This window comes from Runella sp. SP2, from assembly GCF_003711225.1.
Lineage (GTDB): Bacteria > Bacteroidota > Bacteroidia > Cytophagales > Spirosomataceae > Runella.
Window position 1 is genome coordinate 3,288,373 of record NZ_CP031030.1, and the last position, 23,945, is coordinate 3,312,317.

General features: G+C 45.2%; 24 protein-coding genes. 17 read left to right on the top strand and 7 right to left on the bottom strand.

What is annotated here, in order from left to right; translation table 11 throughout:
- A complete protein-coding gene (locus DTQ70_RS13835; RefSeq protein WP_122931351.1) occupies positions 1-1,389 on the top strand; it encodes an alkaline phosphatase in 1,389 nt (462 codons plus the stop codon).
- Between the two features lie 11 nt (positions 1,390-1,400).
- Here the strand turns inward: DTQ70_RS13835 and DTQ70_RS13840 are convergent, their stop codons facing one another.
- Entirely contained in the window at positions 1,401-1,838 is a 438-nt protein-coding gene (locus tag DTQ70_RS13840; RefSeq protein WP_164490017.1) for a DUF3299 domain-containing protein, read from the bottom strand.
- 73 nt (positions 1,839-1,911) lie between these two features.
- On the opposite strand from DTQ70_RS13840, the gene DTQ70_RS13845 reads away from it, so the two are divergent.
- The 9 genes from DTQ70_RS13845 to DTQ70_RS13885 all read left to right on the top strand — a co-directional run bounded on the left by DTQ70_RS13845 (position 1,912) and on the right by DTQ70_RS13885 (position 11,606).
- The gene (locus tag DTQ70_RS13845) at positions 1,912-2,676 is read left to right on the top strand and encodes a ZIP family metal transporter (protein WP_122931353.1); all 765 of its coding nucleotides are present in this window, start codon (positions 1,912-1,914) and stop codon (positions 2,674-2,676) included.
- Between the two features lie 123 nt (positions 2,677-2,799).
- Entirely contained in the window at positions 2,800-3,132 is a 333-nt protein-coding gene (locus DTQ70_RS13850) for a hypothetical protein (protein ID WP_164490018.1), read from the top strand.
- A 148-nt stretch (positions 3,133-3,280) separates the two neighbouring features.
- Entirely contained in the window at positions 3,281-5,599 is a 2,319-nt protein-coding gene (locus DTQ70_RS13855; RefSeq protein ID WP_164490019.1) for a TonB-dependent receptor, read from the top strand.
- 129 nt (positions 5,600-5,728) lie between these two features.
- Positions 5,729-6,877, top strand: coding sequence for a DJ-1/PfpI family protein (locus tag DTQ70_RS13860; protein WP_122931356.1), 1,149 nt, complete (start codon positions 5,729-5,731; stop codon positions 6,875-6,877).
- A gap of 14 nt (positions 6,878-6,891) precedes the next feature.
- Entirely contained in the window at positions 6,892-7,689 is a 798-nt protein-coding gene (locus DTQ70_RS13865; RefSeq protein ID WP_164490020.1) for a DUF4198 domain-containing protein, read from the top strand.
- Entirely contained in the window at positions 7,686-8,819 is a 1,134-nt protein-coding gene (locus tag DTQ70_RS13870; RefSeq protein ID WP_206019727.1) for a PepSY domain-containing protein, read from the top strand. The genes DTQ70_RS13865 and DTQ70_RS13870 overlap by 4 nt, the downstream gene beginning before the upstream one ends.
- Positions 8,816-9,595: an MbnP family protein gene (locus DTQ70_RS13875; protein WP_122931359.1), complete on the top strand. Its 780-nt coding sequence runs from the start codon at positions 8,816-8,818 to the stop codon at positions 9,593-9,595. Before DTQ70_RS13870 ends, DTQ70_RS13875 begins: the two co-directional genes overlap by 4 nt.
- A 1-nt stretch (position 9,596) precedes the next feature.
- Entirely contained in the window at positions 9,597-11,141 is a 1,545-nt protein-coding gene (locus DTQ70_RS30705; RefSeq protein WP_164490021.1) for a cytochrome c peroxidase, read from the top strand.
- Between the two features lie 24 nt (positions 11,142-11,165).
- The gene (locus DTQ70_RS13885) at positions 11,166-11,606 is read left to right on the top strand and encodes a hypothetical protein (protein WP_122931360.1); all 441 of its coding nucleotides are present in this window, start codon (positions 11,166-11,168) and stop codon (positions 11,604-11,606) included.
- 51 nt (positions 11,607-11,657) lie between these two features.
- Here DTQ70_RS13885 and DTQ70_RS13890 read toward each other — a convergent pair whose 3' ends face one another.
- Both DTQ70_RS13890 and DTQ70_RS13895 read right to left on the bottom strand, forming a co-directional pair.
- The gene (locus DTQ70_RS13890; protein ID WP_122931361.1) at positions 11,658-11,987 is read right to left on the bottom strand and encodes an L-rhamnose mutarotase; all 330 of its coding nucleotides are present in this window, start codon (positions 11,985-11,987) and stop codon (positions 11,658-11,660) included.
- Between the two features lie 15 nt (positions 11,988-12,002).
- A complete protein-coding gene (locus DTQ70_RS13895; RefSeq protein ID WP_122931362.1) occupies positions 12,003-12,596 on the bottom strand; it encodes a hypothetical protein in 594 nt (197 codons plus the stop codon).
- Between the two features lie 49 nt (positions 12,597-12,645).
- On the opposite strand from DTQ70_RS13895, the gene DTQ70_RS13900 reads away from it, so the two are divergent.
- The 5 genes from DTQ70_RS13900 to DTQ70_RS13920 all read left to right on the top strand — a co-directional run bounded on the left by DTQ70_RS13900 (position 12,646) and on the right by DTQ70_RS13920 (position 16,532).
- A complete protein-coding gene (locus DTQ70_RS13900; RefSeq protein ID WP_122931363.1) occupies positions 12,646-13,101 on the top strand; it encodes a nuclease A inhibitor family protein in 456 nt (151 codons plus the stop codon).
- A gap of 37 nt (positions 13,102-13,138) precedes the next feature.
- Positions 13,139-14,614 (top strand): aldehyde dehydrogenase (NADP(+)), encoded by a 1,476-nt coding sequence (locus tag DTQ70_RS13905; RefSeq protein ID WP_122931364.1) that lies wholly within the window; start codon positions 13,139-13,141, stop codon positions 14,612-14,614.
- Positions 14,615-14,795: 181 nt separating this feature from the next.
- Positions 14,796-15,707, top strand: a complete 912-nt coding sequence (locus tag DTQ70_RS13910; protein ID WP_122931365.1) for an SPFH domain-containing protein — start codon at positions 14,796-14,798, stop codon at positions 15,705-15,707.
- A 61-nt stretch (positions 15,708-15,768) separates the two neighbouring features.
- Positions 15,769-16,206, top strand: a complete 438-nt coding sequence (locus DTQ70_RS13915; RefSeq protein ID WP_229600130.1) for an NfeD family protein — start codon at positions 15,769-15,771, stop codon at positions 16,204-16,206.
- Between the two features lie 113 nt (positions 16,207-16,319).
- On the top strand, positions 16,320-16,532 hold the full coding sequence (locus tag DTQ70_RS13920) for a Kazal-type serine protease inhibitor domain-containing protein (RefSeq protein ID WP_122931366.1): 213 nt from the start codon (positions 16,320-16,322) through the stop codon (positions 16,530-16,532).
- Here DTQ70_RS13920 and DTQ70_RS13925 read toward each other — a convergent pair whose 3' ends face one another.
- The 3 genes from DTQ70_RS13925 to DTQ70_RS13935 form a co-directional block, all read right to left on the bottom strand.
- Complete coding sequence (locus DTQ70_RS13925; RefSeq protein WP_122931367.1) at positions 16,533-17,864, bottom strand: Gfo/Idh/MocA family protein; 1,332 nt, start codon at positions 17,862-17,864, stop codon at positions 16,533-16,535.
- A gap of 293 nt (positions 17,865-18,157) precedes the next feature.
- Positions 18,158-19,774 (bottom strand): phosphoenolpyruvate carboxykinase (ATP), encoded by a 1,617-nt coding sequence (pckA, locus tag DTQ70_RS13930; RefSeq protein WP_122931368.1) that lies wholly within the window; start codon positions 19,772-19,774, stop codon positions 18,158-18,160.
- 142 nt (positions 19,775-19,916) lie between these two features.
- Positions 19,917-21,419 carry a VCBS repeat-containing protein gene (locus DTQ70_RS13935; RefSeq protein WP_122931369.1) on the bottom strand — a complete coding sequence of 501 codons (1,503 nt, stop codon included), beginning with the start codon at positions 21,417-21,419 and terminating at the stop codon, positions 19,917-19,919.
- Between the two features lie 52 nt (positions 21,420-21,471).
- Here DTQ70_RS13935 and DTQ70_RS13940 point away from each other — a divergent pair, with 52 nt between their 5' ends.
- Positions 21,472-22,563 (top strand): endonuclease/exonuclease/phosphatase family protein, encoded by a 1,092-nt coding sequence (locus DTQ70_RS13940; RefSeq protein WP_122931370.1) that lies wholly within the window; start codon positions 21,472-21,474, stop codon positions 22,561-22,563.
- On the opposite strand, the gene DTQ70_RS13945 is transcribed toward DTQ70_RS13940, so the two are convergent.
- Positions 22,548-23,285, bottom strand: coding sequence for a hypothetical protein (locus DTQ70_RS13945; RefSeq protein ID WP_122931371.1), 738 nt, complete (start codon positions 23,283-23,285; stop codon positions 22,548-22,550). The genes DTQ70_RS13940 and DTQ70_RS13945 overlap by 16 nt on opposite strands.
- Before the next feature lie 196 nt (positions 23,286-23,481).
- On the opposite strand from DTQ70_RS13945, the gene DTQ70_RS13950 reads away from it, so the two are divergent.
- Positions 23,482-23,928: a hypothetical protein gene (locus DTQ70_RS13950; RefSeq protein ID WP_122931372.1), complete on the top strand. Its 447-nt coding sequence runs from the start codon at positions 23,482-23,484 to the stop codon at positions 23,926-23,928.
- Positions 23,929-23,945: the final 17 nt, after the last annotated feature.

Sequence of the window (23,945 nt, forward strand, 5' to 3'; positions counted from 1 at the left end):
ATGCGAAGAAGAGATTTTTTCAAGAATGGCTCGTTGGCAGCCATCGGAACCCAACTTTTCAATCCTTTTACCCCTGCGGATACCATCAAGAAAAAACGGGGTAAAGTAAAAAACATCATCTTTATGGTGAGCGACGGGATGAGTACGGGCACGCTCAACATGGCCGACCTCATGCTACAACGCCAACAAGGACGACATAGCCTTTGGATTCAGTTGATGCACGAAAACCGCATCAAACGGTCTTTTATGGATACAGCTTCGGCCAGTTCGCTCGTCACTGATTCGGCCGCGGCTAGCTCGTCGTGGGGCGGAGGCGTACGGGTTAAAAATGGCGTTCTCAACATCGGCCCCAACGGCGAAAAGTACAAACCCATTTTGCACAAATTCAAAGACGCCCGCAAAGCTGTCGGGTGCGTCACTACGGTGCCGATTACCCACGCTACTCCTGCTGGCTTTTGTGTCAACTCCGACAGCCGCAGCATGGAGCCCATTGCGGTTCAGTATTTGGACTTAAAGTTTGACGTTTTGATGGGTGGTGGTACCAATACTTTCTCCAAAGAAGGCCGCAGCGACAAACGCGATTTGTTGCAGGATTTCAAAACGGCAGGTTATCAAGTGGCGTTAAACCGCAGTGAAATGGCTACTTTGACCGCCGAAAAGCCTATTTTAGGGGTATTTCACGACGACGGACTTCCCTACGCCGTTGACCGCGCGCAGAGTGAAACGCTCAAAGCAACGGTTCCGACCTTGGCAGAAATGACCCAAAAAGCGATTGAGATTATGCAAAAAAATCCGAACGGTTTTGTTTTGCAAATCGAGTCGGGGAAAGTGGACTGGGCGGCCCACGCCAATGACGTAAGCGCGCTCATTGGCGAGCAAATTCAGTTTGACGACGCCTTAAAAGTCGCCATTGATTTTGCTGAAAAAGACAAAAATACCCTCGTTATCTTCACAACGGACCACGGCAATGCTGCTCCTGCCCTGCTGTCGGGGTCAAAAGCTAATGCTAATTTTGATAAAATAGCGACCTACAAACAGTCTAACGAGTGGATTTTGAACGGTATTACCAAAGATTTTACCCCCGCCCAAATCATCGAGCGCATCGAAGCCGCCCAAGGAATTGTTATCAAACCCGAGGAAGCATTGACGATTTTGAGTAATTATTATTTGTTGGGAGAAGGTGGCATTTACAACGCCAGAAAGTTACCTTTCCAAAAATTAGCCCAAATCCAAACGCCTTTTTCTTCCGTAGGATGGGCAGGCGTGGATCACACGGCAGAGTTTGTGGAGTTGTCGATGTTTGGCCCAGGTAGTGAGTTACTCAATCCGTTTGTAAAAAACACCGACCTCCATAATTTCATGTTGGACGTCACCGAGGTGAAGTCCTAATTAACAAGCACTTACTCACAAAGAGCGGTATCGTCTAAAATAAAATTAAGCTCGTCGATACGATCCGCATTGAGCCGTATGCGTCCCGTAAAACAACGTTTTTCATCGGTACGCATACGGCGCGGTTTTTTCTTAAAGTTGAGCATCACAATCGTTTCAGGGCCAGCTCCCCCGCAAAAAAAGCACTGCGCCATTGGGTATTTTGACACCACATAATATTCCCCTTCGGTATCCATTGGAATCACGTAACCACTGATACTCACGGTCTTTCCTTCCAGTTCTTTTAACGATTTCCCAAAGGTTGGATACAAGAAAAACTGGCCCACTTCTACGTAAAACTTTTTGCGGTATTTTACATCTTTGAGTGTATCCCAAGTGATGATGATAGGATTAGAACCGTACCATGTCACTATCCCAGTCAGCCCAATAAGTATCCATGATTTTATCACAGGCAAGATAGTTTTTTCGTCTTAATGCAACAATGTTGCAAATATAGATTACTTTTGTCAAAAAATTGAAAACATGAATCAAACAATTACGCTGTGGATTTGGACCCTGATGGCGTCTTTAAGTGTTAGTATTGTCGCGCTTGTGGGTTATTTTGCCCTGTTTATCTCCGAACATAAGCTTCAGAAATACCTTCAATTCTTTGTAAGTCTTTCCGTGGGTGTTTTTTTGGGAGATGCCTTCATCCACCTTATCCCCGAAGCCGTCGAAGAAACAGGCGACATCGACACCGTTTTGCAACTCGTTTTAGGAGCTATTTTAGTATTTTTTATCTTGGAAAAACTCATCCGCAACCACGGTGGAAGCGGACACTCCCACGATGTCAAGCCCATTGCCCAAATGAACCTTATTGGCGATGCCATCCATAATTTTATTGACGGTACGCTCATTGCGGGTAGTTTTCTAGTGAGTCCAATGGTTGGCTTGACCACTACCCTCGCTATTATCATTCACGAAATCCCGCAAGAAATCGGTGATACGGGTTCGTTGATTTACGGTGGTTACAAACCCCGCAAAGCCGTTTGGTACAATTTTCTTTTTTCGCTTCCCTGTACCTTAGGTGCTTTTCTTACGCTGTTATTTGGCTCTTGGTTAGCACTGCCAGTGGTGTACCTCATGCCCATTGCCGCAGGTGGATTTATATACATTGCTGCTTCCGACTTAATTCCAGAGTTGCACAAAAGCGACCGCCTTAAACATCAGGTTGGGCAAGGAATTGTCATTCTGTTGGGTATTGTGTTTATGGTATCACTTACTTTTCTGGAAGGAGTACTTGAATGACCCCTATCCTATCGGTGGAACGTGTGCTTTTTTTCCTTACTTTTGCTCCGTCATTTCACTGATTCTATGATTTTTAAACGGCACATAGCGCTGTTTTTGTTGGTTTTGGTCAGCATCAAAACCTTGCTTGTACCATTTGTTTATTTGGATTTTGAGCTACGCAAGGATGAAGTCGTTCAGCAGCTCTGCGAAAATCGCTTCAAACCTCAGCTTCACTGCGACGGCAAATGTTATTTAACCAAACGTCTCCAGCAATTGGCCGAAGATAACGCCTCTAAAGAAGCCCAAAAACACGCTTCTTTTCTCAAAAAAATCGTAGAAGATACCTTCGAGGAACTCACCTTTACGGTTGAGTTTCCTGCTCATTTTATTGTTGTCAATGTCATCCAAAGTGCCCCTTTGCACTTCCTTCTTTCTAAGCACGACCAAGTGCTTATCAAACCCCCTATTGGGTAATTTTCTTCCTTTCACAAATGCACCTAGCTAATCGCTCTTGTTGAGTGATTGTAACGCCTTTTTTCCATTTTACTCCTGACACATTCCCTATGTTGACCAGCAAACAACTTGGCGGATTATGTGTACATTTTTTTACCTGAAATTTAAGATGACAAAATTCAAATTATTACTTTTTAATCTGCTCATTACTAGCAACCTCCTAGCTCAAACCCTCCAAGGAACCATCAAAAACCAAGCAAGCGAAGGTATTGCAGGAGCCAGTGTCACGGTATTAAACAGCAGTCAGAGAACCGTCGCTGATAAAGAGGGACGTTTTTCACTCAACTTAAAAACAGGTACTTATCAGGTACAATTCAATGCGATTGGATTTGCTACTCAAATTCAGCAAGTAGAACTTACGAATAAAACCATAACAGTAAATATAACTTTATTGGACAATACCCAAACATTGGGAGAGGTGGTCGTAACTGCTGACAAGGTTGAGGCAAACCTACAAAAAACACCTTTGGCCGTTACTTCCTTAAATGCCAAGCAACTGGAAGAATACAGGGTCTGGACAATCAATGACCTGACGGCGTTGGCGCCAAGCACTTTCACGGTAGAACATGGCAATAGTACAGGTTCTAGTTTTTTGAATATCAGGGGCTCGATGGGTTTTTCCAATGACCAAGCCGTGGCTACTTATGTAGATGGTGTTTATCAATTTGACTACTTCTCTGCCCCACTTAATTTCAGTAATATCGAACGGGTAGAAATTTTAAGAGGGCCTCAAGGCACACTCTACGGCCGAAATGCCTTTGGAGGGGTACTCAATGTGATTACCAAAAGACCAAACAACAAGACCAGCGGGTTTGCCGAAATAGACTTGGGAAATTATGGGCAACAACGTTACAGCGCGGGTTTCAATACACCTTTGATAAAAGATAAGCTATTTATCAATGCAGGTTTCCAATCAAACGGTCGCGGAGCGATTTATGATAACCCTACTCTGAATACCAAGAATTTTGATAAACACAACGCTTACATCGGCAATGTAAACCTAAAATACATTGTATCAGACAAATGGACTATCGACTTAAACACAAGATACGAAAGCGATAAAGACCAAGGTGCCTATCCGTGGGCAGCCACCGACAGTCTCGCTAGGGCCAATCCTTACACGGTCTTTGGGAATTGGGACAACACCGAACGAAGAACCAATTTTAACACTTCTGCTGCGGTAAAATACTTTGGAAATCGCTTCAATTTTACCTCCATTACCTCTTTTGTCGATTACCACATTTGGCTTCCAGGACGATTTGACTTCGATTTTAGCCCTGCGGAGCTTATTAGCTTTACGACTTGGTCGAAACAAAACCAATGGACGCAAGAATTACGCTTTTCTTCTCCCGCCAATACCAGTGCATTCAAATGGACGGTAGGTTCTTTCTTATTTGGTGAAAAAAGCAAGAATAGTAGTACCACTTACTTCGACAAAGATTATGCCTTGTTTGATCCTAACGCACCCTATTCTTCCATTGGTAACGGAAAGCGAAATGCTTTTGGTGTGGCAATTTTTGGCCAAGCTACGTATGCCATTACGCCAAAATTTGACATTACAGTCGGAGCAAGATATGACATCGAACACCGTGAACTCACCCAAAACTCAGCGTTTGAAACAGGCGGAGTTGTGATGCCCTTGACCGCCGATAGCACTGCCAAAAGGACGTTCAATGCCTTTACTCCTAAGGTGATTTTGAGCCAAAAATTGACAGAAAATTCGATGATTTATGGTTCGTACGCGAAAGGATTCCGAGTGGGTGGTTTCAATTTTGGAAACGCCGCCAACCCTACTTACAACCCTGAAAAATCGGATAACTATGAGGTGGGGGTTAAAAATACGCTCCTGAACAACCGACTTAAAATCAACCTTACCGCATTTTACTTTCAACAAAAAGACCAGCAGGTATCCACCTCGCAAGACGGCATAAACTATGCTACACTCAATGTAGGAGACATGGATAATTATGGTTTGGAATTGGAAGCTTCGGCACTTCCTATCAAAAACTTACAAATTGATTGGACAGCCAGCACTTCGCACAGTGAGTATAAAAAATTAGAACTTTTTGATGCCATATCCAATAAGGTCATCAACTACAAAGGAAACAAAGCAATTAATAACCCTGCTTTACAATCCATGTTGGCAGTTCAATATGGCTTGCCTTTATCAAAATCTGCCCAAAACCTCAAGGCTTTCGTCAGAGGTGAATTCAGATACATCGGAGAGTATCAATTAGATTTTGTGAATGCTTATCATCAGGATGCTTACAGTATGATCAACGCCAGAGCAGGTGTGAGCAGCAATCATTTTGAGGTAGCAGCGTGGGCGCGCAACCTCAATGACGTACGCTACATGGCATTTGGGTACGGCTCCTACATGATGGGGATGCCTAGAATGATGGGTATCACCCTAACAGGTAAATTCTAGATTACAGGTCAGACGATAGTCAGACCTCAGACGACACAGGCTCATGAATAGCATACCCTCTGCGCGACTCGGTCTGACTATCGTCTGACCTTGTATGCGATTCTATCATACTTTAACAAATACCTCAAAATGAAATACATACTAATTATTCTTGCACTGATGTACGATGCCTGCACCAGTGCAATTGCTCAAACCGCCAAGGCCGATTCAATCGCCAAACGTCACGATGAACTCATGCAAATCATCATGACTAAACCTAAAGTCCCCATCAAAACCATTGGGGTCTATGTGTATGACGGCTACAATACCCTCGATGCCATAGGGCCGTATCAGGTGCTGTCAGAACTGATGAGCGTCAACATTTTTTTTGTTGCCAAAAACAAAGGCTTCGTCAAAAACCAGCGTGGGCTCGAAGTGAAAGTAGATAAATCCATTGCCGAAGTGGAGCAATTGGACATTCTAATCATTCCAGGGGGGGCTAAAGAGACATTTTTCCAAACCCAAGACCAAGAGGTACTGGATTGGATTCGGAAGATAGACCAGAAGTCTGTTTATACGGCTAGCGTCTGTACTGGGGCGTGGATTTTGGGGGCAACGGGGCTGCTCGAAGGTAAAAACGTTTCAGCCAATTGGTATCGTGCCGACGAAATCATGAAAATGTACGGTGCTACCTACCGCCCTGAGCGCTACGTGCGTGACGGTAAGTATTGGACTTCGGCGGGCGTAACGGCAGGAATGGACATGGCGCTGGGGATGATTAATGAGCTCATGGGCGACAAATACACCAAAGCAGCGCTACTTGACCTCGAATACGACCCCAAGCCTATCTATCCTGATGGCAACGCCACCAAAACCGAACCCATCGTTAAAGAGATGATGATGCAGATGTACGACATGGGCCTGAAACCGTTGATTGATGCCGAGAAAAGCAAAAAAGAAGAATCGGCCCAAGAGAAGAAAAAACAGGAAAGTTGGCCAGAGCTCGACGACTATCATGCCGTCATGGCCAAAACCTTCCACCCTGCCGAAGAAGGTAATTTGAAACCACTTTACGCCAACGCCGAAGAATTGGCCACCAAAGCGAGCATCTTGAAAAAATCGGTCGTTCCTACCAAATACCAAAAGCCTGGCGTCAAAGAAAGTGTAGAAGCACTTGAAAAAGAATCGGTTGCGTTGGCAAAAATGGTTAAGAAAAAGAAATCGGAAGATGAGCTTAAAAAGGCGATATTTGCCTTGCACGACCGTTTCCACGAGGTCATGGAAAAATGCCATCACTAACAAACTATACCAAAATGAAAAAACTATTTTCGTTGCTCTTGCTTTGTATCACTTCCAGTTTGTTTGCCCATGAGTTTTGGTTGATGCCAAGCAAATTCAAGCTTAAAATGGGAGAATTGTTTGACTTACAACTCTTTGTTGGCGAGGATTTTATGGGAGATATTTGGGCAAATCGCAAGAAAAGACTTTTGAAGTTGAGTCATTATTCTGACACAGACAAAAAGGATTTAACTTCTATTGCCCTCAAAAGCGATTCGTTGCCCATTCCATTGAAGTTCGTTACCGAAGGAACTCATTTACTCACGATGGAATCTAAAAATTCATTTATCGCCCTCGAAGCCGACAAATTCAACGATTATTTGAAGGAAGATGGCATCGACAATATCTATGAATTGCGCAAAAAACAGGGGCAGCTTACCCAGCCTTCTAAGGAACTGTACCGCCGTTGTGCCAAAACATTGATTCAAGTGGGGAACAAATACAGTGATACCTTCAAGAAAAACACGCAGATGCCACTGGAAATTATTCCCCTCAACAATCCTTATCAAATGAAAGCTGGGGAAGCAATAACTGTCAAGGTTTTATTTAAAAATCAACCACTTGGCAATAAAATGGTGGTAGCTTGGCACAAAACGGCCACCCAAAAAACAACGCACCGTAAGCTTTCAACCGACGCCGATGGTTCGCTGAAAATTACTCTTGACAAAGCAGGCTATTGGATGATTAGTACCGTCCACATGGAAGAAGTCAAAAATAGTCCCGAAGCCAATTACCAAAGTTACTGGGGCAATCTAACGTTTGAATTGCAATGACAAGAAACCTGAGTCGCGTTCTTTTTCGCCTCCACAGTTGGTTTGGCCTTGTCACGGGGGTATTTTTACTCTTGCTCGGGTTAAGTGGTTCTATTTTGGTATTCATGGAGGAACTCGACCCGATTATTTACCGCCACTCCCTGACCGTTAAACCCACGGGTGCGCCATTGCCAATCGATAGTTTGTACCGAATCATCACGGCCGAATACCCCAACCTCGACGGAATCGCTTGGGTAAACCCCGAAGCAACCCCTGAACAGTCGTATCATTTTCGGCTGTACATGAACGATACACGCCTGATTTCCTACGATTTAGGCGCCATCAACATCAACCAATACACAGGTCAAATTCTTCGCAAAGGCCGCAGCGACGACCTCGAAGTGGGCTGGATTGAGTGGATTTTTCAATTCCATTTTTCATTCCACCTCGGGATGCCAGGAGCGGCGCTTACTGCTATTTTTGGTCTGACCATGCTGGTTTCTATTCTTACGGGGTGGGTCGTGTATCGTAAGTTTATTTGGAAGGTGCTGACTTTCAAGGTAAAAATCAACCGTAAAAACTGGCGTACCATTTCGTCCGATGTACACCGTATCGTGGGGGTTTGGTCGCTCGCGCTCAATGTTATTGTCTTTTTCACGGGCTTTTGGATGAATCTTTTTGCCTTTGAAAAGAAAACGTGGGACAACGAAGTCGTACCGACTCCCACCAATACGTTGGCCAAGGTTTCGCTCCAAAACTTGTACCAACAAGCGCTCCAAAAAGCGCCAAACTTTACACCCAACTACGTTTATTTGCCCACCCAACCTCATCGTAAGTTCAACGTGAGAGGGTATTACAACGATGAAAACAGGCTTTTTTCGAGCCGAAATGCCATTGTTTTTGATGCCTACACAGGGCAATTTGTAGGAATAACCCGTTATGCCGACTTATCGACTTGGGAAAAAATTGAAGCCACCTTTCACCCCCTCCACGTCGGGAATTTCGGAGGAATTTTTGTCAAAATCTTGTACGTCATCCTTGGGCTTACCCCTGGCGTTTTGTCAGTAACGGGCTTTCTGCTGTGGTGGCGGCGTAATCGTAAAAAAACTAACGTTCATAAACAGACCAATCAAAATACTTTTGCACAATGAAAAATATTCTTTTCGTGGTAGGGCTTTTCATTTGTTCTCCACTTTTTGCCCAAAAAACAGGTTCGCTTACCCTCCAATTTCACAATAAAGTGGGTACGGAAGAGGTCGTTCTTAATGACAAAAAATATACCAATGCCTTGGGTGAGTCGTTCAACATCACTTTTTTGCAATACTATGTTAGCAACCTTCGCTTGCTTCGCAAAGACGGCAGCGCGTATGTTGTTCCCCAAGACGAAAGTTACTTTTTGATTCGCCAACAGCACCCAGAATCACAGAAAATCACCCTCAACAATGTCCCCAAAGGTGATTACGTAGGCATGAGCTTTGTGATTGGCGTTGACAGCCTTCGCAGTGCTTCTGAAGTAAGCAAACGCAAAGGTTGCTTAGACGTGGGCGGCGATGGCAAGGACATGTATTGGGCGTGGAATTCGGGCTATATTTTTGTTAAAATGGAAGGAACATCCGCCCAAATTCCGCTCACAGGCAACCGCAAAGAACCCATTTTCTTGTACCACATTGGTCTTTTTGGCGGGATGGGCGACAAGAAAACGTTGAACAATATCAAAGTTGCGTCGTTGAATTTTGGCAAAGAAAAAGTAAAAATCAAAGCCGACAAAAACGTGGCGCTTGGCATTACTACCGATGTTTCTAAACTATTTACGGGCACTACGAACGTAAGTTTTGCCGCCAATCCGACGGTGATGGCGGGGCCTTATTCGGCCAAAATTGCGGATAATTACGCTTCCATGTTTTCATACGAAGGCATTCAAAAATAAGATGAACACCCGAATTACCCTTGTTGTCTCCGCTTTTGGCTTTTTGCTGTTGTCTTTTTGCGGCAACCGCCAAGAGGAACTTTTTACCAAACCAAGCCACTTTCCCGAACCTGCTTACAAGTTTCAAGAAAACCCGTTGACGCCTGCGGGAGTTGCGTTGGGAAAAACGCTTTTTTACGACGCATTGCTCTCCAAAGACAATACCGTCAGTTGCGGGAGTTGCCATCAGCAATCGGCAGGTTTTACCCAACACGGGCATTCATTGAGCCACGGTATCAACGATTTACTGACCAAACGTAATTCGATGCCGTTGTTCAATTTGGCGTGGTCAACCGACTTTGGCTGGGACGGCGGCGTACATCATTTGGATTTATTCGCCATTTCTCCCTTGCAAAACCCCGCCGAAATGGACGAGTCGTTGCCCAATGTGTTGGAAAAACTCAGGTATTCAAAAACCTACCCCGCCCTGTTTGAAAAAGCCTTTGGTACCGACGAAATCAACACCGAACGTTTCCTCAAAGCCTTATCTCAATTTATGTTGACGATGGTATCAGCCAATTCACGCTACGATAAATGGATGCGGAACGAAGGCAGTGCACTAACCGAAACTGAGCAAGAAGGGCTTGCGCTGGTAGAACAAAAGTGTGCCCCTTGTCATTCGGGGGTGCTATTTTCGGACTTTAAGTTTAGGAACAATGGTCTTCCTACGGCCGTCAATACTGATGAAGGTCGCTACGACATTACGTTGCACGATGAAGACCGTTTTAAGTTTAAAGTACCGAGTTTGCGGAATTTAGCTTTTACGGCACCCTACATGCACGACGGTCGGCTGGCTACTCTCGAACAAGTGCTTGAGCATTATACGTCGGGCATCGAAAAGAATGCTACCGTGGACCCTGTTTTGATAAAAAATGGGCAAAAAGGAATTGCGTTGACGTCGGAAGAAAAACAAAAAATCATTGCTTTTCTCCAAACCCTCAACGACGAATCGTTCGTAAAAGACCCCCGATTTTCCGAGTCAGATGCAGCGCCCGCCCCCGAACTCGCCGAATTTGCCAATACCGATTGGGAAAAAGTTGACTTACAGACTGACAATCCTGTCATCAAAACTACCCTTGCTAAAGCCCTCAACTACTACTGGGGAATCAAACAAGGACTTTTGATGGATAATGGTAAAGAATCGTCGCGCTCGGCCAAGTTGTTACTTAATTTGCTCGAAAACATCGACCTTTCCAGCGCGGCACCGATTCAAAAAGCATTTTACTTAAAAGTATATCAAGACCTTGGGTTTGACACCGAACACGTGGCCGAAACTGAGTCTGTAGCGCACCAGCGCGACCACTTTGGTGACCTCAGCAAAAACCTATTTCGACTTATCAAGTCCTTCAAAACCAACGACAAACCATTGTATTATTATTCATGTCCCAAAGCTGCCAACGGTATCGGCGGATTCTGGTTTTCAGAAACCCAAGATGAAAAAGGGAATCCTTTCTTTGGAAAAAATGATAAAAAATGCGGACAAATTGTGATGACAACGTTGGAGTAATTTTCACACTATTAAATTAACTAAATGAAAATCAGCTATGTATTCATGGGTGGGTTCGGCATTTTAGCCGCCTGTAGTAATCCCCAAAAAGACCAAGCCACCAAGCTCGAAAAAGAAGTGATGATGATTCACGATGCCGTGATGCCCAAAATGGGAGAGCTCATTTCGCTGGAGTCAGCTATTAGTAAGCGCATTGCGCAGTTGGATAGCATCACCCAAAGTAATCCCTCAGACACCTCTTCTCAATCATCGCTCAAAAAAGCGTTTCAGCTAAGCGGTCAGCTCAAAAAAGCAGACGACGGAATGATGGACTGGATGCACCAATACAAGGGCGATTCGCTCAAAAAACTCGCTCCCGAAGAAGCCATCAAGGCATTGACGCAAGAAAAAATCAAAATTGAACAAGTGAGCGACGACATGCTCAAAAGTATGGAAGACGCCCAGAAATATTTGAAACAATTTTAAACCAACAAAAAAGCCCTCGTGATGAGCGAGGGCTTTTTAATTTGTCGTTGATTACAACTTAAATATATGTTTCATCAGCACCCATTTTTCGCCTTCTTTGGCCATGGGCAACGCTTGCTGATAGTTCCACATCAATGTTTCCCACTCTTGCACTGCTGGATTTGCCGCGTCGGCAGCACCTTTTGCTTCAAATGAAAAGTCATCGGTGGTTTCCATTATCATAAAAAGACGATTCCCGACCCGATAAATCTCCATGTCCGTAATCCCCGAGGAAACAATGCTCTCGTGAATGGCTGGGCGAATTTTTTCGTGGTACTTTTCGTATTCAGCGATTAGTGCGGGGTCATCCTTTAAATCAAGGGCAAGGCAATAACGTGGCATTGAATCTTTCGTGGTTTATTTTCCAAAAAGACCACCTAACAAACCTCCGAGGCCACCTGCACCACCAGCGTTGCCTGAGTTTCCGCCCAAAAGGCTACCACCAATGCGCATCACGTCGTTCATATCTAATTTACCATCAGCAAGGGCATAACCAATTTGGTTAAAATCAAAACCACCTTGCTGCTGTTGCTGAGGAGCTTGTCCGCCCAATAGAGCACCCATGATACCACCAAAGTCCATGCTGTTATCGTTAGGGTTGCTTGTTTTTGAAATCATTGAGCTAAGCACCCCTGGAAGAACTTGGGCAATGATATTTCCTGCTGCGCTGTTCGATAAGCCAAATTTCTCCATCAAGCTACCAATCGCGTTTTGAGCAATTCCAGCCACAATTGGATTGTTCATTAGGCTTCCACCTTGTCCGCCTTGACCTGACAAAAGGCCCATCAAGCCGCTCAAATTTCCGCCTTGAGCTTCGTTTTGCAAGCCTCCCACGACCGATTGGAACACTGTTTGCATGGCAGCATTGTTGTTCTGATTAGGGATAGCAGGGTTATTAACGATGGCGTCCTGAGAATTGTCTTGAATAAGACTCATTAATTGCTCTAACATTGTCTTGAAAAAGTTTTAAGTTTGGCTCAAATTTAGAGATAATTTTAAAATGGAAAACATCCAAAAAGAGAATCTTGAGAATATCCCTCCTGTTGTTTCCGATGTTGAGACGCAATGGCAGACAGAAGTCACTAATTTATTGCCTAATTTGTTGTATCCTAGCGAATCGGATGAACCTTTGGAATGGATTGATATTGCACAGATACAACCATTCCCGTTGACAATCAACAACTTATTGGTATATCTTTCCATCCCATTAGATACCTTTGTGGAGGAAATAACAGCCGAAAGTTTTTGGACTCCCGTCACCACAATAGAAGAATGGTATGAAGAAGAAGAGCGCCAAACGGTAGCACAATTTTTACAACTTAAAAGCCTTTTGGAAACCCATTTAAAAAATTTCCAAGCTTTTAGAGTAGGACAAACTGAAATTGACCTGTATTTACTAGGACAGACTGCCAACGACCAATGGGCAGGTTTAAAAACCAAAGTAATCGAAACATAAATCAAACCACCATAACATTTATTATTTTTTGAATACCATGTACCAAGACGCCACAATTTCAGAGATTAACGAAGCGATGCAGCGCGCCTACGCGGCTTTTTTGGAATACCGCCACAAAAGCGGCCAAGAAAAAGCTACGTTTATTCGGGCCGTTGCCGACGAAATAGAAGCCCTCGGAGAGGCGGTCATTGAAGTAGCTATGCGCGAAACGCACCTGCCATCGGTTCGTCTTACGGGCGAGCGCGGGCGTACCTGTAACCAACTTCGGAACATTGCCGATGTGGTTGCGGAGGGTTCGTGGGTGGACGCCACCATCGACACGGCCATTCCTGACCGCCAGCCACTGCCCAAACCCGACATTCGCAATATGCTCGTTCCCATCGGGCCAGTTGTTGTATTTGGAGCAAGTAATTTTCCTTTTGCGTACTCAACAGCGGGTGTTGACCCCGCAGCGGCCTGGGGAGCAGGTTGCCCCGTAGTTCTAAAAGCCCACCCTGCTCACCCCGAAACTTCGGAGATGGTTGCAGGTGCAGTTCGTAAAGCAATTGAAAAAACGGGTATGCCACAGGGGCTTTTTGAGCACCTACAAGTAGCAGGTTTTGAAGTAGGCAAAGCGCTTGTATTGCACCCCAAAACGGCAGCAGTAGGTTTCACTGGCTCTTACGTGGGAGGAAAAGCGCTGTTCGACTTGGCGAACCAACGTCCTGTACCCATTCCTGTTTTTGCCGAAATGGGCAGCACCAACCCTGTTTTCCTTTTGCCCGATGCGCTTGAGAAAGAAGCGGCCAAGTACGCTAAAATGTACGCAGGTTCTATCACGGGAGGCATGGGACAGTTTTGTACCAAACCAGGTTTGATTATTGGGGTAGAAAGCGAAGGACTCGATACCTTTAGCAAAACCCTTGCCAACGAAATTCGCCAAATCGCTCCTGTACCTATGTTACACGCGGGAATCGCCAAGGCATTCCGCAGCAAACGCAGTGAAGTCATTGGCCACGAAGCCGTGACAATAGACGCTGAAACCGAAGGTGCTTACCAAGATTTAGACGGTATTCCATCGGTGGCTTCGGTAAATGGGAACGACTTTTTACAAAATACCGCCCTCCACCAAGAGGTCTTTGGCCCTTTTTCATTGATTATCAAGTGCAAAGACACGGCCGAAATGAACGATATTATCGAACATTTGGAAGGGCAGCTTACTTGCACCGTCATTGGAACTGACGCCGACCTTGCCAACGCCGCCGACTTGATTGCGGCCGTGAGCCTTTTGTGCGGCCGTGTTCTTCTTAATGGCGTTCCGACGGGTGTTGAAGTGTGCGCGGCAATGCAGCACGGTGGGCCATTCCCCGCCAGCACCGACGGCCGTTTTGGCTCCGTAGGCGCGCACGCCATCAAGCGTTTTGTGCGTCCATTGGCGTACCAGAATTTTCCACAACACCTTCTCCCCGCTGAGCTCAAAGATGGTAACCCGTTAGGAATCTGGCGAACGGTGAATGGAAATTTGGAAAAGTAATTGAAAATATAAGGCAAGGAGCAAATTGCAAGAGGCAAAATAAAAGGTGCTTAGAAATTTCTAAGCACCTTTTATTTTGCCGTTCCTGTCTGATTTTTCGTCCTTCATCCCGAAAGACTTGAATCCTCCCCCAATGTCGCTTATTTTCGTTTCAACAATTTAACCTTAACTACTGATAGATATGATTGCGTTTGGAATAATCGCTGTACTCGCTTTTTTACTCGTCTGGATGACCATCAAGGTGGTTCCACAGCAAACCGCTTTTGTGGTCGAGCGCTTGGGCAAGTTTTACGGAGTGCTTCAGCCTGGTATCAACTGGGTCGTACCCTTTTTTGACCGCATCGCCTATAAACATAGCCTAAAAGAAAAAGCGATTGATATACCAGAACAAATTTGTATCACCCGCGATAACGTGCAGGTGCGCGTGGACGGCGTTTTGTTTTTACAGGTGGTCGATCCTCAGCGTGCTTCCTACGGAATCAACGATTACGTATTTGCCGTGACCCAGTTGGCCCAAACCACCATGCGTTCGGAGATGGGAAAAATCGACCTTGACAAAACCTTTGAAGAGCGTACGACCGTTAACCATGCCGTAGTGCAAGCCATCGACGAAGCAGCGATTGGCTGGGGTGTAAAAATGCTCCGTTACGAAATTAAAAATATTACCCCTCCTCAAAGCGTTCTTCACGCAATGGAGAAACAAATGCAAGCCGAACGCGAACGCCGTGCGTTGATTTTGCAATCGGATGGGGAGAAAATGGCCGCTATCAATCAGGCCGAAGGTCAAAAACAAAAAGTTGTTTTAGAATCTGAAGCATTAAAATTACGCCAAATCAACGAATCGGAAGGACAAGCGGCCGCGATTAAAGCGGTAGCCGATGCAACTGCCGACAGTATTCGGGTGATTGCAGCGTCCCTTCAAGAAAAAGGCGGTATGGATGCCGTTCAATTGAAAGTAGCCGAACAAATGGTACAACAGTTTGGACACTTAGCTAAAAGTACCAATACGATGATTCTCCCTGCCAACTTTGGAGACATGTCTTCGATGATTGCCACAGCGATGAGCATCGTTAAGCAACAGGAAAAGAAATAACTTTTGCTTGTTATTCCAACATCAGATTCACTGTTTAATTAACCATTAATTTTTACCCGAAATGGAAATCTCATCCACCCAAATCTGGATTATCGTCGGAGTAGTGATGCTCATAGCAGAACTACTTTCAGTATCTTTCGTATTTGCTTTTATTGGTGTGGGGGCATTCGTAACTGCTTTGTTAACGTGGATAGGCGTGTTGCCCATGATTAATGCGCAATTATTTTGTTTTTCGGTCGTGTCCGTTTTGTCACTGTTTGCGTTTAGAAAACCGCTTCAAGCACTCACCAAAAAATCGTCGGACAAGTCGCTTGAGTACTCTGAGTATGTAGGCGATAAAGCAACCGTAGTCATCGACATCCCCGCCGACGGCGAAGGGAAAGTTTTTTACCGAGGTACCGAATGGATTGCCCTATCAAAATCGCACGAACGCATTCACAAAGGCAAATCGGTTGTTATTCAAGAACTCGACGGAATTCGCCTCATTGTTGCAGAATAAAACACAAGTAACCAACTATTTACACAAAAAAAGTCGCTGATAATCAGCGACTTTTTTTGTGGTATTTCCAACCATTTTTACCAAAAGCGAGTCTTCTTAGAAAATACACGGCTATGCGGTTACTATTGATTTTCACTTTTTTATTGGCAATGACAGGTTGTGAAAAAGAGCTACCTCCAGAATGTGTGGAGAAGCCCGTTGACTCCTTTAATTGCTATCTCAGCTATGCGCCCGTTTGTGGTTGCAATGGTAAAACATACAGCAACGCTTGCTTTGCCGAAGCGTATGGCATTCTCAATTATACCACGGGCGCCTGCAAAAAATAATTAGTATTTAAACGGCTTACCTCCCGCCAATACTTCTTGTGATTTTGCATCAAACGTGACACGCTGACCTGTGCGGTAGGCTGCATTGGCCATAATGGTCGCGATTGAGTGCTGGTACCCTGCTTCAATTGGGGCATTTGGCTGCTTACGGCTACGCACACATTCCATCCAGTTTTTGATGTGGTTGAACGTAAGTGGGTCGTTACCTGTATTGGCACTGGTTTCTACTTTCGCACCTTCTAACTTCATCGTTGGCAACAAGTTGGCTTGCAATCCCATCGCTTTCGCTTCACGCTCACGCAAACCACCCGTTGGACTGATTTCGTTGGTGTCGAGGTTAATCATCCCACCGTTTGAGTAGTACAACTCCTTGGTTTCACCCGCAGCGTTCGAGAAACGGCTCGTGAATTGTACTTGAAAACCTGTTTTTGGATCATCCAATGGGCCATAATCAAACACCACCGTCAACGTATCTGGGTTGGTACGACCGTCTTTCCACTGGTAAATCCCGCCGTTGGCTACGGCCGAACGTGGATGTGGCAAGCCGCTGAACCAGTGTACAGTATCAATTTGGTGACTCATCCATTGGCCTGGAATCCCCGATGAATACGGCCAAAACAAACGGTACTCCAAGTATTTACGTGGGTCAAAAGCCGTTTTAGGGCGATTGAGCTGATAACGCATCCAATCGACATCCGACTCTTTCAAATCTTTGGTCAATTCAGGACGGCGCCAACGACCAGGCTGATTAACGTTCCACATCAATTCTACCATCACAATGGGGCCAAACTTACCTGACTTGATAAAATCGGCCGCAGCCCAGTAGTTCTCTCCACTACGGCGCTGCGAACCAATCTGTACAATTTTACCCGATGCTTTTACGGCTTTCAATACTGCACGGTTGTCTTCCATGGTTTCCGAAAGTGGTTTTTCGGCATACACGTCGCAACCTGCCTGCACAGCTTCAATGGTATGAATGGCGTGTTGAAAATCGGCGGTACTCATAAAAACGGCGTCCACCACTTTGGCGTCATACATTTCTTCGTTGTTACGAAACGCCTTTACGTTGCCTCCTAATTGTTTGTCCAAATAGGCTTTCCCTTCATCACGGCGGCGATTCCAAATGTCGGAAATAGCCGTCATTTCAAAGTTCATTTGCTTGGAAAGTTCCTTGAATGGCCCGACGTGCGACGAACGGTGACGGTCTGAAAAACCAACGACTCCGACCCGTACACGGTCATTGGCCCCAATTATTTTGGCATAACTACTCGCCGACATAGCCGTTGCGGCACTGGCTAGAATTGACTTTTGTATAAATTCTCTGCGTTGCATGAGCGGAAACTTTGTTTAGTATGTCATTAAAGAAGACAACCTTTTTTTTTATTTACTTCCTAAAGGGACAAAAATCCTACCTAAAATCCCATAAAATTTACGCAAACGTTCCCGACTGTTGGTCTCTGATTCAGGGGTTTGTGACGCGGGTTACTCGGGATGTGAGCATCCCTCTTCACGGTACGCACTCGTCGGGGTGTGAGCATTCCGACGCACGGTACGTACATACTCGTCGGGGTGTGAGCACCCCGACGCATAAGAGCATCCCGACGCACAAGCGCACCCCTCCCACGCTATTCGACACTCTGCATTCTCCCCTCGACATTCTCCAATGGCCCAGCCTTGATGATTTCTTCTGAGCAACCGTCTTTATAGGTTTCAAAGTTTTTGTTAAAAAGCGATGCTAATTTTTTCGCCGTCGCGACGTAGTCTTCTTGGCTTGCCCAGGTATTTTGTGGAATCAATAATTCACTCGGAACAACAGCGCACGAGGTTGGAATTTCAAGCCCAAATATAGCATCGACCACCGTAGGTGCATTGGCCAATTCGCCGTTGTGAATCGCGTCCAAAATGGCACGGGTGTAGCGCAATTTTATCCGTGAACCCACGCCATAGGCTCCACCCGTCCAGCCTGTATTCACCAACCAAACATGGGTATTATGTTCTTGGATTTTCTGGGCCAATAATTCCGCGTATTTGCTCGGGTGCCACACCATAAATGCCGCCCCAAAACAAGCAGAAAACGTTGCTGTTGGCTCAGTGACCCCCATTTCAGTACCCGCTACTTTGGCCGTGTAGCCACTAATAAAATGGTACATGGCCTGCGCAGGTGTCAGTTTAGAAACGGGAGGAAGCACTCCGTAGGCATCGCAGGTCAAGAAAATAATATTTTTGGGATGACCACCCACGCACGGTATTTTGGCATTTGGAATAAACTCAATGGGGTACGAAGCGCGGGTGTTTTCGGTAATGGAGGTGTCGTCGTAATCAACTTCGTGCGTTGTCGGGTCATAGACGACGTTTTCTAGTACCGTACCAAACTTAATGGCTTGGAAAATTTCGGGTTCTTTTTCAGCACTTAAATTGACGGCTTTGGCATAGCACCCTCCTTCGATATTAAACACCCCATCAGCCGACCAACAATGCTCGTCGTCGCCAATCAATTGGCGATGAGGGTCGGCAGAAAGGGTTGTTTTTCCCGTTCCACTCAGGCCAAAAAACAAAGAAACATCGCCGTCAGCGCCTTCGTTGGCCGAGCAGTGCATGGATAACACGCCGATTTTGGGCATGATATAGTTCATAATCGTAAACACCCCCTTCTTCATCTCCCCCGCATATTCTGTTCCCAAAATCACAAACTGCTTGCGTTCAAAACACAAATCGATGCTCGTTCGCGAATTCATGTGGGTAGTGTATGGATTGGCTGGAAACTCGCCCGCGTTGTAAATCACGTAATCAGGTTCGCCAAAGGTCGCTAGTTCCTCTTGCGTTGGCCGAATCAGCATGTTGTTCATAAACAAGGCATGATACGGGCGCGTACAAATCACCCGTACTTTAATGCGGTACGTAGGATCCCAACCCGCAAATCCGTCCACTACATACATCCGCGTACGGGTGTTGAGATAATCAATGGCGCGCTGAAGGTTGATGTCGAACGTATGCTCATCCATTTTGATGTTTACACTCCCCCACCAAATATCATTGACACTTTCGGGGCGTTCAATGATGCGTTTGTCTTTGGGACTACGGCCCGTTTTTTCGCCCGAATCAAGCATCAAAGCGCCTTTGTCAGAAATGGCCGCTACTTTTTCGTACAAAATGGCCATTTGGTACAACTGAGCGGGCGACGCATTGCGAATCGTCTCTTTGTTTTTAATACCGTACTGGAGAAGGTTGAATGAAGTGCTCATAAGAGAAAGTGAATGGTTGATGACATTTTGGTCAAAAAAGAGGAATAAATAATCCTCCCAAATGTACAAACCAATCCCTAACGAAGCACAGGATAACCGTCACATTTACAGCACTTTTATGCTAAATAAGTAATGATAAATGTCATTTTTGTTTTTTATTCTCCAACACCCAAAGTCCCCTTAACGACTGATTGACAGGGTTATGATAAGGCGGGCGTTCGAGGTAGCCGAGCAAGAGGTCGGTGTCGCCATCGCGGTCGTAATCGGCTTTTTCCATCAGCATCCACTTGTCTTGGCGGGGCTGGGCAAAGGTTTTGGCTTTAAATTTCAGGTTACCTTGGTTTTCCAAAAACACAAATCCTTCTTGGGGTTTGGCGGGGAAATACGAAATCGCGGCAATGTCCACATCCCCGTCTTTGTCGAAATCTTCAGCAATAGCCTTTGCGGCACCGTTTAAGCCAAAAAAGTACGCTTCTTTGAAGTGTAAATGCCCGTCGTTTAAGAAAATACGAATCCCGTGGTAGGGTTTCAAAATCATGGAATAATCGGCATTGTCGCCGTTGGCATAAAGAATATCAATGTTTCCATCACCGTTAAAATCGGCCAATTCGGCGTAGCTAGAGCCATATACGGGCGGAAAACGATGCAGTATTTGTTTTTCAAAACGTCCACCACCACGGTTGTAATAGACCGCCATTTGTTCATCACCTTGCGCCAACAACACAAAATAATCGAGCTTACCGTCGCGGTTAAAATCGTAAGGATGAACCACCCGCGCCCCTGCCAACGCGTCCAATTGAAACGCTTGATAGGTATGATTAGGCAGTTGTTTGTACCACGAAAATTGTCCCAAATGAAACCCAAACTCGCACACCATCATATCTTTGTGGCCATCGCCATCCACGTCCGTAACGTACTGACTCACTGGCCGACGAAGGTTAGAAATCACGGTTTTTGAATCCCATTTTTTTCCATCAGCCGCTTTTTTGTACTGAACCATTGTTCCCGTCATTTTGTCGTTGGGATCCATGATGCCCATCGCCAGCGCATTGAGGCTTCCATCGGTATTGAAGTGCACATCTGATGGCGCCGAACCCACGTTTATGGAGTCAGTTCGCTTAAATTGCGCATCCAAAATATGAATCTTTCCCGTACGCGTACCGACGTATAACTTCTGGGTTTTGTCATCAAATTTTAGCATCGACACCATCGGAAGTTTTTCTACGTCTGGAACATCCGTTTTGGGAGCAAACAAGGCCAAATCACTTGAAATGGGGTAATTTTTCGACGAATCGGGAAGTTTATCGGGAGCGTTGGTAACGTAATATTTCACAATTTTCTCCCACTCTTCTTTGGAAAGAATGGGGGTTTCTGGGTAAATATTCGCTTGCGTAAATGCAATAATTTCGTCGGTTGACAACTCTCCATACACGCTCATTGTTGGGGCAGGTTCTACCCCCAACCGAAGCGCCATTTGGGGTAAAACACCCTTTTCCCACGTTTTTTTGTCCAACAAACTAGGAGAAGGCATCTCGTGACAACCACCACAGTAACTCTGCGCAAGCCGTTCCTCTTCTGACTTTGAATTGAAATTACAGGCGTTTATTAACAGCATTAGTGCCCCAAATGCAATAATTTTTCTCATAGGAAGTGTTTACTTTGTACTCAAAAGCGAAAAACAGCCCTAAAACTACGCAATGAAATCCACAACTTCTTTCTTTTGGCGACTTCACCAAGTATTCTTTATTTATACGCTATTGGTATATGGGCTTGCTTTCTTTACGTTCACAGGGCATTGGATTGCGGGTTTTTTAATGATGAGTTTGCCCGTAGTGCTTCTACTCCACCTACTCATTTTTTGTTACTTTGTGCTGCGCAAATCTTCAAAAATGTCGCTTTCAGGCGCAGCGCTGTTACTGAGTTTTCCCTTTTGGAGCCGTACTTTTCAATTTTCTTGGGGCGCGGCTCCCGCACCCGAGAAACAAGAATTGACGGTTTTGTCGTACAACGTCATGTCGTTCGACGCCTACAATTTTATTCAAAACATCCACCCCGAAAACAACCAAGCCATGCTTGAGTGGGTCAAAGGGCAGGATACCGACATCCAGTGTTATCAGGAATTTTACAACTCCGATACGCGCCCCCATTTGAATACTTTAAAACAACTCAAAAAAGCAGGGTATCCGTATTATACCGTTTTGCACCCCGACATAGCTCCCCGCGAACAGCACTGCATGGGGCTGGCGATTTTGTCAAAATACCCCATCATTGATCGTGGAGAGGTTGAATTTCACGACCAAAATGGCTTGCTTTTTGCCGACATTGTGGTTCGTAAAGACACCATTCGGGTCATTAACTTGCATTTGCGTTCGATGATTGTTCGTTTTGGTGGATTAAAAGAAGCGTACCTCGATAAAGACTACAAACAAGGCAAAAAAGAAGCTAAAAAAGTAACCCAACGCCTCAAAATGGGATTTATCCACCATTCCGAAGAGGCTGATGTGTTGCTTGAATGGATACGAAAAAGTCCCCATCCTGTGTTGGTATGTGGCGATTTCAACGAGATTCCGTACGGCTATGTCTATGGGGAAGTTCGCAATCTTCTTTCCAATGCTTTTGAAGAAAAAGGCCACGGATTTGGGTTTTCGTACCGCAATACACCGCGCTTTATCCGAATCGACAACCAATTTTTTGACAAAAAAAAGCTGGAAATCATCGACTTCCAGACCCGAAGAGACATTCCTTATTCCGACCACTACCCCGTCATTGGTCGTTACAGATTGTTATAATAGGCAAAAATTTTGGCCATATCTGCCCGCGATTTCATGCTTAGGTCGTTGTTTTTGATGAATTTTTCAACGTCGTCGGCGCGGTCGCCCAAGGCTTCCAATAGTTTCTTTTTTGATGTGCCAATCTGAAACAACGTGTTGCCTCGAACGGCGAAATATTGCGGGCTTTTTGAAATTTTGGTATCCCGACTTCCCGTGCCAAGCGCTTCGTTGAAGGTGGGCTTAATGATGTTTAGTTTGGTATATTCTACCAACGAAATTCGTCCCGCCGCAATCAGTTCCATAAATCCTTGCACGGGCTCTTCCGCCCGAAATTGTCGCGCATTCATAAACACGCGGCGTTCGGCACCTTCAATCGTAAAAAAGCGCACCATGCTCCCACTCACCGCCCGAATTTCGTTGGCAGGCGTTTTGATTTCTACTTCATTGGCGTACAAATCAAGGCGAATTGGCACGTTGGCAACACTATCTCCTTCGCGGCCAGGAGGCCCAATTTTTTGGAATAACTTAATACTTCCCTCTTTCCAAGTAGAATCAAGGTACGGATTTCCGACTACTTCCCCGCGCGGCCCTTTGATGCCAAAAAGCCCTACGTTGGCATTAAGTGGCACCTTTAGTCCTTCGGTATTCATCATATCCCGAGCTACGTTACTCATATTTTGGGCTACCGTACTAAACGACAGCCAACTTGCGCAGAAAAAGAAAAAAAAGGGTCGAAACATGGTTATAAAGAAGAGGTTATCGTTTGTGAGTTAACGTAAAACTACAACGATTTTTTGTCTGCTAGGTGGACAAAGCTTCGGTTTATTTTTCTAAAAAGCCTCACCGTGACTTTTCTCAACCAGCTGTATGACTTTTCTCATGGAAAATATCAATAAAAATGGGTGATTTTGAGAAAATTAAAAGACAAAAACTACCATGGCCAAGAATCCTAAATTCGACCTCCAACGATTTCATTTTGAACATCGGCTTTGGGGAAAAGAAATTGATTTTGTCAACGAAGAAGTGACCATTTTTGCGCATTTGCTCGACGAAATGAAGGTCATTTTACCCACTGACTTAGCGACAGATTTTGCCGAGACGCTTCAGCGTGTTGCGCGGGAAATTGAGCATTTTAAACGCGTCAACAATACCCTCAAAAGCGAGATTCACGCCCAAGAAAACGTCATGGCCATCGCCCTGAAAAACGAAACGGTTCAATACAACGACGACATTTGGGCAACGCAGGTGTATCTGCGGGAAAAGATGGATTTTTACCACGACAATTACCGCAAATTCAAAACCGAATTCCGTTTGTTTATTGGCAAAGACCTAGAAAATCATTTTTCGCTGAAGGCGGTTGCATCGCTACAAGAAACCGCCTAAGGCTTGATTTTTATAGG

Bases quoted from the DNA above. Each gene is read 5' to 3' on its own strand.
- DTQ70_RS13835 (WP_122931351.1), top strand. From the start codon at position 1: ATGCGAAGAAGAGATTTTTTCAAGAATGGCTCGTTGGCAGCCATCGGA.
- DTQ70_RS13845 (WP_122931353.1), top strand. From the start codon at position 1,912: ATGAATCAAACAATTACGCTGTGGATTTGGACCCTGATGGCGTCTTTA.
- DTQ70_RS13855 (WP_164490019.1), top strand. From the start codon at position 3,281: ATGACAAAATTCAAATTATTACTTTTTAATCTGCTCATTACTAGCAAC.
- DTQ70_RS13860 (WP_122931356.1), top strand. From the start codon at position 5,729: ATGAAATACATACTAATTATTCTTGCACTGATGTACGATGCCTGCACC.
- DTQ70_RS13865 (WP_164490020.1), top strand. From the start codon at position 6,892: ATGAAAAAACTATTTTCGTTGCTCTTGCTTTGTATCACTTCCAGTTTG.
- DTQ70_RS13870 (WP_206019727.1), top strand. From the start codon at position 7,686: ATGACAAGAAACCTGAGTCGCGTTCTTTTTCGCCTCCACAGTTGGTTT.
- DTQ70_RS13875 (WP_122931359.1), top strand. From the start codon at position 8,816: ATGAAAAATATTCTTTTCGTGGTAGGGCTTTTCATTTGTTCTCCACTT.
- DTQ70_RS30705 (WP_164490021.1), top strand. From the start codon at position 9,597: ATGAACACCCGAATTACCCTTGTTGTCTCCGCTTTTGGCTTTTTGCTG.
- DTQ70_RS13885 (WP_122931360.1), top strand. From the start codon at position 11,166: ATGAAAATCAGCTATGTATTCATGGGTGGGTTCGGCATTTTAGCCGCC.
- DTQ70_RS13890 (WP_122931361.1), bottom strand. From the start codon at position 11,987: ATGCCACGTTATTGCCTTGCCCTTGATTTAAAGGATGACCCCGCACTA.
- DTQ70_RS13895 (WP_122931362.1), bottom strand. From the start codon at position 12,596: ATGTTAGAGCAATTAATGAGTCTTATTCAAGACAATTCTCAGGACGCC.
- DTQ70_RS13900 (WP_122931363.1), top strand. From the start codon at position 12,646: ATGGAAAACATCCAAAAAGAGAATCTTGAGAATATCCCTCCTGTTGTT.
- DTQ70_RS13905 (WP_122931364.1), top strand. From the start codon at position 13,139: ATGTACCAAGACGCCACAATTTCAGAGATTAACGAAGCGATGCAGCGC.
- DTQ70_RS13910 (WP_122931365.1), top strand. From the start codon at position 14,796: ATGATTGCGTTTGGAATAATCGCTGTACTCGCTTTTTTACTCGTCTGG.
- DTQ70_RS13915 (WP_229600130.1), top strand. From the start codon at position 15,769: ATGGAAATCTCATCCACCCAAATCTGGATTATCGTCGGAGTAGTGATG.
- DTQ70_RS13920 (WP_122931366.1), top strand. From the start codon at position 16,320: ATGCGGTTACTATTGATTTTCACTTTTTTATTGGCAATGACAGGTTGT.
- DTQ70_RS13925 (WP_122931367.1), bottom strand. From the start codon at position 17,864: ATGCAACGCAGAGAATTTATACAAAAGTCAATTCTAGCCAGTGCCGCA.
- pckA (WP_122931368.1), bottom strand. From the start codon at position 19,774: ATGAGCACTTCATTCAACCTTCTCCAGTACGGTATTAAAAACAAAGAG.
- DTQ70_RS13935 (WP_122931369.1), bottom strand. From the start codon at position 21,419: ATGAGAAAAATTATTGCATTTGGGGCACTAATGCTGTTAATAAACGCC.
- DTQ70_RS13940 (WP_122931370.1), top strand. From the start codon at position 21,472: ATGAAATCCACAACTTCTTTCTTTTGGCGACTTCACCAAGTATTCTTT.
- DTQ70_RS13945 (WP_122931371.1), bottom strand. From the start codon at position 23,285: ATGTTTCGACCCTTTTTTTTCTTTTTCTGCGCAAGTTGGCTGTCGTTT.
- DTQ70_RS13950 (WP_122931372.1), top strand. From the start codon at position 23,482: ATGGCCAAGAATCCTAAATTCGACCTCCAACGATTTCATTTTGAACAT.